Source organism: Bradyrhizobium sp. SZCCHNR2028 (genome assembly GCF_032380995.1).
Classification (GTDB): domain Bacteria; phylum Pseudomonadota; class Alphaproteobacteria; order Rhizobiales; family Xanthobacteraceae; genus Bradyrhizobium.
In genome coordinates, this window is record NZ_JAUHJF010000001.1 from 645064 (window position 1) to 658956 (window position 13893).

General features: G+C 66.4%; 14 protein-coding genes. 12 read left to right on the top strand and 2 right to left on the bottom strand.

The window, feature by feature from the left end:
* Positions 1-26: 26 nt before the first annotated feature.
* Positions 27-698, bottom strand: a complete 672-nt coding sequence (locus tag QX121_RS02925) for a GntR family transcriptional regulator (RefSeq protein WP_315772230.1) — start codon at positions 696-698, stop codon at positions 27-29.
* 203 nt (positions 699-901) lie between these two features.
* Here QX121_RS02925 and tcuA point away from each other — a divergent pair, with 203 nt between their 5' ends.
* The 10 genes from tcuA (at position 902) to aat (ending at position 10875) form a co-directional block, all read left to right on the top strand.
* Positions 902-2317 carry an FAD-dependent tricarballylate dehydrogenase TcuA gene (gene tcuA, locus QX121_RS02930; RefSeq protein WP_315811119.1) on the top strand — a complete coding sequence of 472 codons (1416 nt, stop codon included), beginning with the start codon at positions 902-904 and terminating at the stop codon, positions 2315-2317.
* Entirely contained in the window at positions 2304-3401 is a 1098-nt protein-coding gene (gene tcuB, locus QX121_RS02935; RefSeq protein WP_315772234.1) for a tricarballylate utilization 4Fe-4S protein TcuB, read from the top strand. Before tcuA ends, tcuB begins: the two co-directional genes overlap by 14 nt.
* Before the next feature lie 183 nt (positions 3402-3584).
* Positions 3585-4247, top strand: coding sequence for a DUF1236 domain-containing protein (locus tag QX121_RS02940; protein WP_315780587.1), 663 nt, complete (start codon positions 3585-3587; stop codon positions 4245-4247).
* 277 nt (positions 4248-4524) lie between these two features.
* The gene (gene aroQ / locus QX121_RS02945; RefSeq protein ID WP_315755619.1) at positions 4525-5004 is read left to right on the top strand and encodes a type II 3-dehydroquinate dehydratase; all 480 of its coding nucleotides are present in this window, start codon (positions 4525-4527) and stop codon (positions 5002-5004) included.
* 51 nt (positions 5005-5055) lie between these two features.
* On the top strand, positions 5056-5541 hold the full coding sequence (gene accB, locus QX121_RS02950; protein WP_315737772.1) for an acetyl-CoA carboxylase biotin carboxyl carrier protein: 486 nt from the start codon (positions 5056-5058) through the stop codon (positions 5539-5541).
* Positions 5542-5631: 90 nt separating this feature from the next.
* Positions 5632-6981, top strand: a complete 1350-nt coding sequence (gene accC / locus QX121_RS02955; RefSeq protein WP_315737771.1) for an acetyl-CoA carboxylase biotin carboxylase subunit — start codon at positions 5632-5634, stop codon at positions 6979-6981.
* 114 nt (positions 6982-7095) lie between these two features.
* Positions 7096-8616, top strand: coding sequence for a sensor histidine kinase (locus QX121_RS02960; protein ID WP_315811120.1), 1521 nt, complete (start codon positions 7096-7098; stop codon positions 8614-8616).
* Positions 8613-9050, top strand: a complete 438-nt coding sequence (locus QX121_RS02965) for a response regulator (protein ID WP_315737769.1) — start codon at positions 8613-8615, stop codon at positions 9048-9050. The genes QX121_RS02960 and QX121_RS02965 overlap by 4 nt, the downstream gene beginning before the upstream one ends.
* Positions 9047-10135, top strand: a complete 1089-nt coding sequence (locus tag QX121_RS02970) for a sensor histidine kinase (protein WP_315737768.1) — start codon at positions 9047-9049, stop codon at positions 10133-10135. The genes QX121_RS02965 and QX121_RS02970 overlap by 4 nt, the downstream gene beginning before the upstream one ends.
* Positions 10136-10194: 59 nt before the next feature.
* Positions 10195-10875, top strand: a complete 681-nt coding sequence (gene aat, locus QX121_RS02975; RefSeq protein ID WP_315737767.1) for a leucyl/phenylalanyl-tRNA--protein transferase — start codon at positions 10195-10197, stop codon at positions 10873-10875.
* Positions 10876-10881: 6 nt separating this feature from the next.
* On the opposite strand, the gene QX121_RS02980 is transcribed toward aat, so the two are convergent.
* On the bottom strand, positions 10882-11862 hold the full coding sequence (locus QX121_RS02980; RefSeq protein WP_315737766.1) for a DUF2155 domain-containing protein: 981 nt from the start codon (positions 11860-11862) through the stop codon (positions 10882-10884).
* Between the two features lie 213 nt (positions 11863-12075).
* Here QX121_RS02980 and QX121_RS02985 point away from each other — a divergent pair, with 213 nt between their 5' ends.
* Both QX121_RS02985 and QX121_RS02990 read left to right on the top strand, forming a co-directional pair.
* Positions 12076-12849 carry an SDR family oxidoreductase gene (locus QX121_RS02985; RefSeq protein WP_315811121.1) on the top strand — a complete coding sequence of 258 codons (774 nt, stop codon included), beginning with the start codon at positions 12076-12078 and terminating at the stop codon, positions 12847-12849.
* A 28-nt stretch (positions 12850-12877) separates the two neighbouring features.
* A complete protein-coding gene (locus tag QX121_RS02990; RefSeq protein ID WP_315737765.1) occupies positions 12878-13840 on the top strand; it encodes an alpha/beta hydrolase in 963 nt (320 codons plus the stop codon).
* Positions 13841-13893: the final 53 nt, after the last annotated feature.

Sequence of the window (13893 nt, forward strand, 5' to 3'; positions counted from 1 at the left end):
GAGACCGGTGGCGCCGCCGCCCTCGCCTATCCCGTCAGCTTCATGCCGAGCCGGGTTCGAAGTGCCTCGCGGATGTGGCCGCGTGCAATCGCCTCGGCCCGATCGGGATCGCGGATCGCGATCGCCTCGATCAGCTCACCATGCTCGGCCGCGGCCGTTGCCTGACGTCCTTCGGCCGCAAACGTTGTGGTTCCCAGCAGCGCTGTCGCCACATGCATGTCCTCGAGGGCGGCATCGAGATAGCGGTTGCGCGCGGCGCGCTGGATCGCACCGTGCATCAGCCGATTCAGCCGCGCGAGCTCGACGGCGTCGCCCTCCCCGCTGACGAAGCGCGCATGAATGTCGCGCAGCGCCGCGATCTCGGCCGGCACGGCATACTGTGCCGCGAGCCGGGCCGCAGCGCCTTCGAGAATCTCCCGCATCGCGTACAGCTCGAGGATTTCATTCTCGTCGAGACTTCGCACGATCAGGCCGCGGCCACCAGCCGGCTGCACCCACCCCTTGGCCACCAGCTTGCCGAAGGCCTCACGGACCGGCGTGCGGCTGACGTTCAGCTTCTGGGCGACCTCGTCCTCACGCAGTCGATCGCCGGAGCGATAGAGGCCGTTCTCCAGCGCATGGCACAGCGCACGAAATACCGCCTCGCCGAGAGAGACGTTGTCACGATCGATGGTGAGCGATGGCGATTCCGAGGACATGGGGTCACTGTCTCACAACCTTGTTCCGAACAACAGTATCTCTTGCATGTGTTCGTATACAATAGTATACGAACACATGCCTCCGCAGCCGGCACTTCAGCACTGTCCATCATCGCTAGGCCGACGGCTGGCATGCCGATGGCGTGGCTGTGCGGACGCACGCCGATCCAGGGCCTGCCGCCTTGCGTTCGCAAGGGCCTGCGATGACTGATCAGAGCGATATCGTCGACTATCCCCTGACCTACGACGTCGTCGTGGCCGGCGGCGGCAACGCGGCCCTCTGCGCCGCCATTGCAGCACGGCGCGCCGGGGCCTCGGTCATCGTGCTGGAGGCCGCCTCGAAGTTCTATCGCGGCGGCAATACGCGCCACACCCGCAACATGCGCTGCGCCCATGACGCGGCGACCGCAACGTTGAGCGGCCCCTACACCGAGGACGAGTTCTGGGACGATCTCCTGCGCGTCACCGAAGGCCAGACCAACGAGCAGTTGGCGCGCCTGATGATCCGCGAGTCCAAGGACATGCTCGACTGGATCGTCGAACAAGGCGTGCGCTTCCAGCCCTCGCTCGGCGGAACGCTGAGCTTAGGACGGACCAACTCGTTCTTCCTGGGCGGCGGCCGGGCGATGCTCAATGCGCTGTATCTCACCGCCGAGCTCCTCGGCGTCGACGTGCGCTACGAGGCCGAGGTGGTGGGGCTGGAGATGGACGACGGCCGCTTCCGCGCGGCGATCGTGCAGCACGGCAACGGCAGGATGCGCATCGGCGGCAAGGCGCTGGTGGCGGCCGCGGGCGGCTTCGAATCCAACATCGACAAGCTGGTCGAGGGCTGGGGTGAGATCGCCCGTAACTTCCTGATCCGCGGCACGCCTAACAATCGCGGCGCGGTGCTGGACATGCTGCTCGGCGCCGGCGTCGACAGTATCGGCGACCCGACCCAATGCCATGCGGTGGCGATCGATGCGCGGGCGCCCAAATATGACGGCGGCATCATCACGCGGCTCGACTGCGTCGTGTTCGGCATCGTCGTCAACAACAACGCTGAGCGATTCTACGACGAAGGCGAGGATGTCTGGCCGAAGCGTTACGCCATCTGGGGCCGCCTGGTCGCGACCCAGCCGAACCAGATTGCCTACATCATCTTCGACGCGAAATCGGCGAACCTGTTCATGCCATCGCTCTACCCCGCGATCGAGGCGGCCAGCATCACCGAGCTCGCCGGCAAGCTCGACCTCGATCCCGACAAGCTGACCACCACCGTCGCGCAATTCAACGCATCGGTGCGCGACGGCAGCTTCAATCCCGACATCCTGGACGATTGTCGCACCGAGAACTTGGCGCCGCCCAAATCGCATTGGGCGCGCCGTCTCGATTCAGCGCCCTTCTACGCCTATCCGGTCCAGCCCGGCATCACCTTCACCTACCTCGGCGTGCGCGTCGATCAAGCGGCAAGGATGATGATGAAGGCCGGCGGGCCAGCCGACAACATGTACGCCGCCGGCGAGATCATGGCCGGCAACGTGCTCGGCCGCGGCTATGCTGCGGGCATCGGCATGACGATCGGCAGCGTGTTCGGCCGCATCGCGGGCCGGGGAGCAGCGACACATGCAGCGCAGTGAGGCGTTGACCGAGGCGGATCGGCTGATGACGATCTGCAATTCCTGCCGCTATTGCGAGGGCCTCTGCGCCGTGTTTCCGGCCATGGAGATGCGCCGCGCCTTCACCGGCGGCGACCTCAACTATCTCGCCAATCTCTGCCATGCCTGCGGCGCCTGCTACGTCGACTGCCAATTCTCGCCGCCGCACGAATTCGACGTTCGCGTCCCGTCCGTTCTGACCCGGGTACGGCACGAGAGCTACGCCGACTATGCCTGGCCGCGCGCGCTGGCGCCGCTGTTCAGGCGCAACGGCCTTGCCATATCGCTCATCGCGGTCATCAGCATGGCCGCGTTCGTCCTCGGCTTCGTGGCCTTCAACGATCCCGCCGCGCTGTTTGCAAGCCGGCACGGCCCGGGATCGTTCTACGCGCTCATGCCTCACAACACGATGGCGCTGTTGTTCGGCGCCGCCTTCCTGTGGGCCATCATCGCCATCATCATGGGCGCTCGGGCCTTCTGGAATGACATCGGCGAGCCGAGCTCGACCCTGACGCGCTCACGTCCGCTGCTGCGCGCCGTTCGCGACGCAGGCAGCCTGCGCTATCTCGATGGCGGCGGCGTCGGCTGCTACAACGAGGATGAGCGGCCGCGCGACACCCGGCGGTTCTATCACCATCTGACGTTCTGGGGCTTCGTGCTCTGCTTCGCATCGACCAGCGTCGCGACGCTCTATCACTATCTTCTGCACCGCGAGGCGCCCTATCCGTTGTGGGATCTACCCGTCGTGCTCGGCACGCTCGGCGGAATAGGCATCGTGGTCGGTCCGCTCGGACTCTACGCCGCCAAGCGCAGGCGTGAGCCGGCGATGATGGACGGCGGCAGCCGCGGCATGGATGTCGCGTTCTTGGCGATGCTCGTCCTCACCGGCGCGACCGGACTCGCTCTCCTCGTGCTTCGCGAGACCAGCACGATGGGCGTGCTGCTCGCGGTCCATCTCGGTGCGGTGTTCGCGATCTTCATCACGATGCCCTATGGCAAGTTCGTGCACGGCCTCTATCGATTCTTGGCGCTCCTCCGCTACGCGCGCGAACGTCACGGCGCGTAGCTCGCGCGAGGTCGCCGTCAACGCGCAACTGATCGCCGTCGTCATGCAGCATTCATGACCCTGAGCATCCGTTCATAAAGTTGCGATCTGCGACATTTTTCCGGAACGATCGGAGACGCACGGAACGACTCCTACCTCCTGCCGTTGTCGGCGCGGGCAGTGCCAATACGAGGAGGATAGAGGATGACCAATCGCTTGATGGTATCAGTTGCTGCAATCGCGCTCCTGGCGGGTGCAGGTTTTGCTCATGCGCAGAGCGCCGGCGGTGCGGGCGGGGCAGTTGGACAGTCCGGCGGCATGAACGCGCCCGGCGGCACGATGCATCGCGACAGCGCCTCGCCTGCGGCCGGCGGCGCGTCCGACATGCGCTCCAGCCAGTCGGATCAGAAGTCTGGTGCGACCAAGGGCCAGCGCGCCGAGGAAGGCATGAAGGGTCCGACTGCCAAGGGCGCGACCTCCGAGAGCGACAAGGCGGGCTCCAAGAGCATGAAGGCCGAGAGCCGCGACAGCAAGAGCGGCACCAGCACGAACGCCGAAACCAAGACCGGCAGCGACCGGTCGCAGACCACCACCGGACTGGCCGGCGCCGGCGCCAAGCTCACGACCGAGCAGCGCACCAAGATCACCAGCGTGATCCGCAGCCAGCGCGTCGAACCGGTGACCAACGTGAACTTCAACATCTCGGTCGGCACCCGGGTGCCGCGCGACGTTCACTTCCACAGGCTCCCGGCCGAAGTCGTGACGATCTATCCGGAATGGCGCGGATATGACTTCATCCTGGTTCGTGAGCAGATCATCGTAATCGATCCTCGCACCCACGAGATCGTCGCAGTTCTCGACGCCTGATCCCGACCAGGCAGGCGATGAGGACATGGGGCGGGCAGCAATGCCCGCCCCATTCTATTGCGCAAATCTATTGCGCAAAGAGCACGCAAGGGCGATCACACGCAGCCCGTGCAGCCCGGTGGACAAACCTGGTTAATCAGCGATTTCGCACACTTAAGACGGTTTTTTCGTGTGACGGACCAAGCCTCGAACGGCCGGCCTAGCTGCCGAAAGGCTTCCCCTTGGCGGCTTTGTTACCTATAACGCCGCCCACTGCCGCCACACCGCCGGGATGGGAATGGCCGACGCCGCTCACAACACGATCTATGTCCTCAACGGACCCAACCTCAACCTGTTGGGCACCCGCGAGCCGGAGACCTATGGCCACGCCACCCTCGCCGACGTGGAACGGCTCTGCGTCGAGACGGCTGCCCGCTTCGGCCTGGTGGCGGAGTGCCGGCAGTCCAACCATGAGGGCGTGCTAGTCGACTCCATCCATGAGGCCCGCAGCCGCGGTGTGGTCGGAATCATCCTCAATGCCGGCGCCTACTCTCATACCTCCATCGCCCTGCATGACGCGCTGATGGGGGTGAAGATCCCCACCGTTGAAGTGCACATCAGCAACATCCACGCTCGCGAGAGCTTTCGGCACCATTCTTTCACCGCGAAGGCGGCGTTTGCCTCGATCTGCGGCTTCGGCATCGACGGCTACCGGCTCGCGATCACTGGCCTCGCCGCCAAGATCGGCGCCAAAGCCGATACGCAGACCGACATCTAGCGCAAGCCTGACGTCACAGTCCTCACGCCACCCAACGTTCCGGATCAGATCATGGCGCCCCAGCCCGACGACAAGACCATCGCGAAATCCGAAGACAGCCAGCTCATTCGCGAGCTCGCAGCGCTGCTGGATGAGACCAGCCTGACCGAGATCGAGCTGGAGCGTGCCGGCCTTCGCATCCGCGTTGCCCGCAACGTGACCGTTGCGGCGGCCGTCCATTCGTCCATCGGAGCGGTCGCCGCTGGCGTTCCCCTGGTCGCAGCTGCGACGGCGGCAGCCGCCGGCGCGGACTTGTCCAAACATCCCGGCGTGGTGCCCTCGCCCATGGTCGGCACCGCCTATTGGGCGCCCGAGCCCGGCGCCAAGCCGTTCGTCGAGGTCGGCTCCAAGGTGTCGGTCGGTCAGACCCTGATGATCATCGAGGCGATGAAGACGATGAACCAGATTCCGTCACCGCGCGCCGGGACGGTGACGCAGATCCTGGTCGAGGACGGCCAGCCCGTTGAGTTCGGCGAGCCGCTGGTGATCATTGAATAATTGCGAGTAGCGAATGGCGAATAGCGAATAGCCGTCCGTTCCCTATTCGCTACTCCCTATTCGCTACTCGCCACTCGCGCCCGAGGCACCATGTTCGACAAGATCCTCATCGCCAATCGCGGCGAAATCGCCCTTCGCATCCTCAGGGCCTGCAAGGAGCTCGGCATCTCCACCGTCGCGGTGCATTCCACCGCCGACGCCGATGCCATGCATGTCCGCCTCGCCGACGAAAGCGTGTGCATCGGCCCGCCGCCGTCGAAGGACAGCTATCTCAACATCCCCGCGCTGCTCGCCGCCTGTGAGATCACCGGCGCCGACGCCGTGCATCCCGGCTACGGCTTCCTCTCGGAGAACGCGCGCTTCGCCGAGATCCTCGCCGACCACAACCTGCACTTCATCGGACCCAAGGCGGAACACATCCGCCTGATGGGCGACAAGATCGAGGCCAAGAAGACCGCCAAGCGGCTGGGCATTCCGGTCGTTCCCGGCTCCGACGGTGCGGTGACGCCCGACCAGGACGCTATGGCGATCGCCAAGGAGATCGGCTTTCCGGTGCTGGTCAAGGCGGCCGCCGGCGGCGGCGGCCGCGGCATGAAGGTCGCCCACACCGAGGCGGACCTGCAACTGGCGCTGACCACCGCGGCCAACGAGGCCAAATCCGCGTTCGGCGACGCTTCGGTCTATCTCGAGAAGTATCTGCAGAAGCCCCGCCACATCGAGATCCAGGTGCTCGGCGATGGCCGCGGCGGCGCGATCCATCTCGGCGAGCGCGACTGCTCGCTGCAGCGGCGCCACCAGAAGGTCTGGGAGGAAGGCCCCTCGCCGGTGCTCGACCCGGCCAGCCGCGCCAAGATCGGCGAGACCGTCGCCAAGGCGATGCAGGAGCTGAAATATATCGGCGTCGGCACCGTCGAATTCCTCTATGAGGACGGCGAGTTCTACTTCATCGAGATGAACACCCGCATCCAGGTCGAGCATCCCGTCACCGAGATGATCACCGGCATCGACCTCGTGCTGGAGCAGATCCGCATCGCGGCCGGCGGCGACCTGCCGATGACGCAGGATCAGGTCGTCATCAACGGCCACTCCATCGAGTGCCGCGTCAATGCGGAAAATCCCGTCACCTTCCGGCCCTCGCCGGGCAAGATCCTGCAGTACCACCCGCCGGGCGGCCTCGGCGTCCGCATCGATTCGGCGGTCTATCAGGGCTACGTGATCCCGCCCTATTACGACTCGCTGGTCGGCAAGCTGATCGTCCACGGCAAGACCCGGGTCGAGTGCCTGATGCGGCTGCGGCGGGCGCTGGACGAGATGGTCGTCGACGGCATCGAGACCACCCTGCCGCTGTTCCGGGCGTTGGTGCGCGAGCCCGCCATCATCGATGGCGACTACCACATCCACTGGCTCGAGCAGTATCTCGCCGGCCAGAACGCGGACTGAGCAGCACCTGAAGAATCCCGCGGCCCGGCGGGAACTCTTCGGTCTGCACGACGTTCTGCTCTGTCGGCGGTTCCGCTGAGGGGGCAGGTATTTCAATCGGCATGCGAGTGAGCGGTGGCGCCTGAGATCAGACAGAGGCGCACGCTAGGACAAATCCTGCTGTTGTCGGCGGGATTCCTGGTGCTGGTCGTCGTCAGCACGGCCTCGGTGCTGCTGGTCAACAAGGCCCGCAGAGACAGCGCCTGGGTGGTGCACACCATCGAGGCGGAGAACCAGATCAATGCGCTGCTGCTCGAGGTCCGCCGCGCCGAGAGCGGCGCCCGCGCCTACCTGCTGACCCAGGGCCCGGATTTTCTCAGAGATCACGAAGCCGCCGTTGCCGCGATCCGGCCCGTGCTCGACAAGCTTGCGACGCTCCTCGCCGACAACCAGGCTCAGGTGGCGAACCTCGCCAGATTGCGCAGCATCATCGAGACCCGATTGGCGCAATTCGACCGGGAGAAGGCTCTCGTCGCGTCCGGCGATCTTCCCAGTGCGGTGGCCCTGGTGCGCGATGCCGCATCGATCGACAGCAGCACGACCATGCGTACCACCGCCGAGGCGATGCGCACCGAGGAGGAACGCCTGCTGGCGGTGCGAACCACCAATGCCGACGAAAGCCAGCAGCTCGCGACCATCGTCACTGTCGCCGGTTCGGCGCTGGTCGTCCTGCTCGCCGTCATCTCGCTGCTCCTTGTGCGCCGCTCAACCAGCGCCCGCGACGAGGCCGAGGCCAAGCTGCGCGAGAGCAACCTCAACCTCGAAGCCACCGTCGACGAGCGCACCGCGGACCTGCGCGAGGCCAATGAGGAGATCCAGCGCTTCGCCTACATCGTGAGCCACGATCTGCGCTCGCCGCTGGTCAACATCATGGGCTTCACCAGCGAGCTCGACGAGCTGCGCAGCGACATCTTCCGGCGCATCGCGGCGCTCGCGCGCGCGGTGTCGGACGCGCCGCCGCCCGCCGAAGGCACCGAGCCGGAGCTGGAAGGCGCCGACAAGCAACTCTCGGAGGATTTCACCGAGGCGCTGGGCTTCATCAAGTCCTCGATCGCAAAAATGGACCGGCTCATCACCGCCATCCTCAATTTGACCCGCGAAGGCCGCCGCGAGTTCGTGCCGGTGCGCATCGACACCCGCGAGCTGATCGAGGGCATCGTCTCGACGCTCGCGCATCAGGCTGCGGAAACCAACACCACCATCCGCGTGGAGCCGCTGCCCGCCATCGTCAGCGACCGCCTTGCGCTGGAGCAGATCTTCTCCAACCTGATCGACAACGCGATCAAATATCTGAAGCCCGGCGTTGCCGGCGACATCGCCATTCGCGCCCGCACCAAACTCGGTTTCGCCATCTTCGAGATCACGGACAATGGCCGGGGGATTGATCCCAGGGATCACCAACGTATCTTTGATCTGTTCCGCCGCGCCGGGACCCAGGACCGTCCGGGTCAGGGGATCGGATTGGCCCATGTGCGCGCGCTGGTGCGCCGGCTCGGCGGAACCATGTCGGTCGCGTCGGAGCTCGACCAGGGCAGCACGTTCACCATCACGCTCCCGATCAACTGGAACGCCTCAACCCGGAACTCAGACCGATGACCATGCCCGTAACGATCATCATGATCGAGGACGACGAAGGCCACGCCCGCCTGATCGAGCGCAACATCCGCCGCTCGGGAGTCAACAACGAGATCAAGCCGTTCACCAACGGTACAGATGCCGTGAAGTATCTGCTGGGTGCTGACGGCACCGGCCTCGATCACAAGGGGCAAGCATTGCTGATCCTGCTGGACCTGAACCTGCCGGACATGACCGGCATCGACATCCTCAAGATGGTCAAGCAGAACAGCTTCCTGAAGAGCGCGCCCGTGGTCATCCTGACCACGACCGACGACTCGCAGGAGATCAAGCGCTGCTACGAGCTCGGCTGCAACGTCTACATCACCAAGCCGGTCAACTACGAAAGCTTCGCCAACGCCATTCGCCAGCTCGGCCTGTTCTTCTCCGTCATCCAGGTTCCGCCCGCCGCATGAGCTCCGCCGCCCCCACGCTGCTCTACATCGACGACGACGCGGCGCTGGCGCGGCTGGTCGAGCGCGGGCTCAAGCGATTGGGCTTCACGGTGGAACACGCCGCCGACGGCAGCTCGGGCTTGCAGCGGCTGGAGCGCGGCGGGATCGACGTCGTTGCGCTCGACCAGTACATGCCCGGCTTCGACGGGCTCGAGACGCTGGAGCGCATCATGGCGCTGCCCGAACCGCCGCCGGTGGTGTTCGTCACCGCCTCGCAGGATTCCAAGATCGCGGTCACGGCCCTGAAGGCGGGCGCAGCCGACTACCTCGTCAAGGACGTGCAGGGCGAGTTCGTCCCGCTGCTGCAGGTCGCAGCCGAAGGCGCGGTGCGGCAGGCACGGCTGCAGAAGGCCCGCGACGAGGCGGAGGCCGAAGTGCGGGCGTCACGCGACCGCTACGCGGCGCTGGCGGCCGAACGCGAGGTCCTGCTGCGCGAGGTCAATCACCGCGTCGGCAATTCGCTGCAGATCATCGCCTCACTGCTGCATCTTCAGGCCAACTCCAGCACCCAGGACGACGTCAAGGCCGCGCTCACCAATGCGATGGGCCGCGTCGCCGCCGTGGCGCAGGTGCACCGCCGGCTCTACACGTCTCAGGATCTCAAGAGCGTGCTGCTCAACCAGTATCTGGATTCGCTGCTCGACGACCTGCGCCGCTCGGCCGAGGGCAACCGAATGTCGCGGCTGACCCTGAAGGCGGAGCCGGTCGAGATCGACCCGGATCGCGCGGTCGCGATCGGCATCGTCGTCAACGAGCTGGTCATGAACGCGGTCAAATACGCCTACCCCGATGGGCCGGGCCCGATCCATGTCGAGCTGAAGCTTGCAGGCGAGGACATCGTGCTGTCGATTGCCGACGACGGCGTCGGCCTCAACGCAACCAGCGATCCGCGTTCGACCGGAATGGGCCAGCGCATCGTCAGCGCCATGGCGACCAAGCTCGATGCCACCGTCGGCCCCGATCCGAGCCATGCCGGCACCAAGATCGTGGTCCGCTTCCGCCTCGAAAAAGATGCTCCCAAGCCCGCGGCTGCTGGGGTCGGCTGAGCCGACGCAGGCGGCACGCGACCATCGCGCACCCGACGTCGGCCTGCTATGCTGATCCCATGAATACGCGCGACTCTGCAGCGTCCGAGATCACGCCCGAGGTCCTGCTGCGTGCCTATGCCTGCGGCATCTTCCCGATGGCCGAAAGCGCCGACGACCCGACCTTGTTCTGGGTCGAGCCGGAGCTGCGCGGCGTCATTCCGCTCGACGGCTTTCGCGTCGCCTCGCGCCTTGCGCGCACGGTGCGATCGGACACCTTCACCGTGACCGTGAACCAGGCCTTCAAGGCGGTGATGGATGGCTGTGCCGAGCCGCAGCCCGGCCGCGAGGACACCTGGATCAACAAGCGTATCCGCGAGCTCTACAGCGGCCTCCACGCGCTCGGCCATTGCCACAGCGTCGAATGCTGGCAGGATGGCGAGCTTGTGGGCGGCCTCTACGGCGTCAGCCTGGGCCGCGCCTTCTTCGGCGAGAGCATGTTTCATCGCACCCGCGACGCCTCGAAGGTCGCGCTGGTGCATCTCGTCGCGCGGCTGATCGCCGGCGGCTTCGAGTTGCTCGACACCCAATACGTCACCGAGCACCTCAAGACCTTCGGCGCCGTCGAGATCCCGCGCCGGCGCTACACCGTGCTGCTCGAAAAGGCCCTGAGGGGACCGGCCGCCAATTTCGCCAGGCTGGCGGTTGATCGGCCGATGCCGGGTACCGAAGCGTTGGCGATCATCGCCGCGCGCGGCTGAGACCCGCTATCTGAACACTCCGCCGAACGGTCCGCCCGCCTGGGGCGGCGGCGGCGGTGGCGGCACCTGCTGGGTCTGATATTGCTGCGGCGGCGATGGCGGCCTGGGAGCCGCCTGCCTCTGCTGCGGCGGCCGCTTCTGTGCCGGCTGCGCCGTGGGCGTGGGCTTCTGATCGGGGGCTGCGCTGACGACCGTGGTCTGCGGCTCTTTGCAGTCGACCAGCCAGATGTCGTAGATCGGGTGCTCGACGCCGTGCAGGCCGGGGCTGGCCGCGAACATCCAGCCCGAGAAGATGCGCTTCACCTCGCCCTGCAAGGTGATCTCGTCGACCTGCACGAACGCGTCGGTGTTGGCGGCCTCGGTGGCCGGCCTCGTGTAGCAGGCGTCGGTCTTCACCCGGAGCGCGCCGAACTGCACGGTCTCGCCGATGTCCTCGTCGAAATTGATGATGCGGCCGGTGATCTTGTCGAGCCCGGAGAAGCTCGCCTTCTTGTTCACGATCTTCTGCGCCGGCGGCTCGGTCACGACCTCGTCGCCCGGCTGGATGGTGGCCGGCGTCTGCGGCACCGCGCCGTTCGGCGGGATCGCCGCATTCTGGGGTGCGCCGCGAGCCGGTGCCTGCCGCTGACCGGGCGCAGCCTGGCCGGGCGGCGGCACGGCCGCGACTGGGGGATTGTTCTGTGGCAGGATCGTCGTTCCCGGCGGCGGCGCCAGCGGCTGGGATTGGACCGGGCCCGGCAGGGCGGCGCCCTGCCCTGGCGGCGGACGGGTCGGCGCCGGCAGCACCCGGCCCTGCGGCAGCTCCGGGACCTCCTCCTCTTCCTCGGGAGGCGGAATTGGCTCGCCACGGCGCGGAATGTTGCCCGGCGGGCGCGGAACGGGATCGGAGAAAATGGTACCGATCTGCGCGCGCGCCGGCACGGACAGCGTGAGGGATGTGGCGGCCAGCAATGCCGCGATACCGGTCAGGACGATTGTTCGGTGCATCTCGCGCGGCTTTATCAGGCGAATCGGGGTTCGGGACAATCAAATCGCGTCATGACCCATCCGCCGCTCTCGATCAGCCCTCCCGTTAACATGTCGAATACGGCGGGGGAAGGGCGAGCTGCCAGCGCTCCGCGTGCTGGTCAGCCGGTTCATCCAATGAGATAGTCGTGATCAAGAGCCGGATCGGAACCGGCGTCAAAGGGAAGGAAACCGATGTCTGATTCGATCCGTCTCGACGGCCGAGTGGCCGTCGTTACCGGCGCGGCCGGCGTCATCGGCGCCGCGACCATGCGGCTGCTGGCCGCACGCGGTGCCCGCATCGTCGCGGTGGACCGGCGCGAGGCCGATCTCGCCGCCGCGACGGCCGCCCTGCCCGCAAGCGCCGAGGCGCTCGCCGTGGCCGCCGACGTCACCGACGAGGACCAGGTCACGGCTTATGTGCGACAAGCGTGCGATCGGTTCGGCACCATCGACGTGTTCTTCAACAACGCCGGCATCGAAGGCGAGATCAAGCCGATCAACGCCTATCCGCTGGAGGCGTTCCGTCGCGTGCTCGACGTCAACGTCGTCGGCGTCTTCCTCGGCCTCAAGCACGTGCTTCCGGTGATGCTGAAGCAGAACCGCGGCTCGATCATCAACACCGCCTCGATCGCCGGCCTGATCGGCTCGCCGCAGATCGCCGTCTACAGCGCCAGCAAGCACGCGGTCATCGGCTTGACCAAGAGCGCGTCCTGGGAGTGCACCGGGACCAATGTGCGTGTGAACTGCATCTGCCCCGGGCTGATCGAGAGCCGCATGCTGAGCGCGATCATCGAAGGACGCAGCGGCGCCCCGGTTCCGGCCGACAAGGTGGTCGATCGCGTCCCCGCACGCCGACTCGGCCAGGGCGCAGAGGTGGCCTCGATCGTCGCCTTCCTCGCCTCCGACGATGCCAGCTACGTCTCCGGCGCCGCCTACACCGTCGATGGTGGCCGCACCGCCGCTTGACGTCCCCTCAACGCACAGGTCGATTGCAATGCCCGTTCAGCTCGATGCCGATGCCGCCGCCGTCTACAAGGCGTTCCAGGAGGGCGGTCGGCCGGCCTATGAGACGCTGACACCGCAGGAGGCGCGGGACTACTATCTGGCCGCGCGCGTCGTGAGCAATCCCGAGCCGCCCGAGCTTGCGGACGTCAAGGACCTCGCCATCCCTGCCCCGCATGGCGCAATCCCGGCACGGCTCTATCGGCCAAGGGCGGTGCGGCAGACCAACGGTCTTGCGCCGGGATTGGTGTTCTATCACGGCGGCGGCTGGGTGATCGGCAATCTGGATTCGCATGACGTGGTATGCCGCGCGCTGGCGCACGAAGGCGAACTGATCGTGATCTCGGTCGACTACCGCCTCGCGCCCGAGCACAAGTTTCCGGCGGCGGTCGACGACGCCGTCGCGGCCATACGATGGATCGCCGACAATGCCGCCGCGCTCGGCATCGATGCCGCCAGGCTCAGCGTCGGCGGCGATTCCGCTGGCGGCAATCTCGCCGCCGTCGTCGCACTCTCGGCGCGTGACGGCAACGGCCCGAAGCTCTCAGGCCAGGTGCTGATCTATCCGGCCACCGACTTCACGATGAGCCATCCCTCCCACAGCGAGCCCGAGACCAGCGTGCTGCTGACGCATTCGGTCATCCGCTGGTTTCGCGACCATTATCTCAACAGCGTCGCCGACATTCACGATTGGCGGGCCTCGCCGGCGAAGGCGGGAAGCCTGGTGGGGCTACCGCCCGCTTATGTGCTCACCGCCGGCGCCGATCCGCTGCGCGACGAAGGCGACGACTACGCGCGGCGCCTGCGCGAGGCCGGCGTGGCGGTGACCTACCGAACGCATCCCGGCCAGTTCCACGGCTTCTTCACGATGGGCAAGCTGTTGGACCAGGCCAATGTCGCGGCGCGCGACATCGGCGTCTGGCTGAAGCAGCTCGACCGGCCCGGCGGCATCTGAGCGTTACCGCGCTGAGCTCAGAACGCAACGACCCGCGAGTTCGCGGGTCGTGC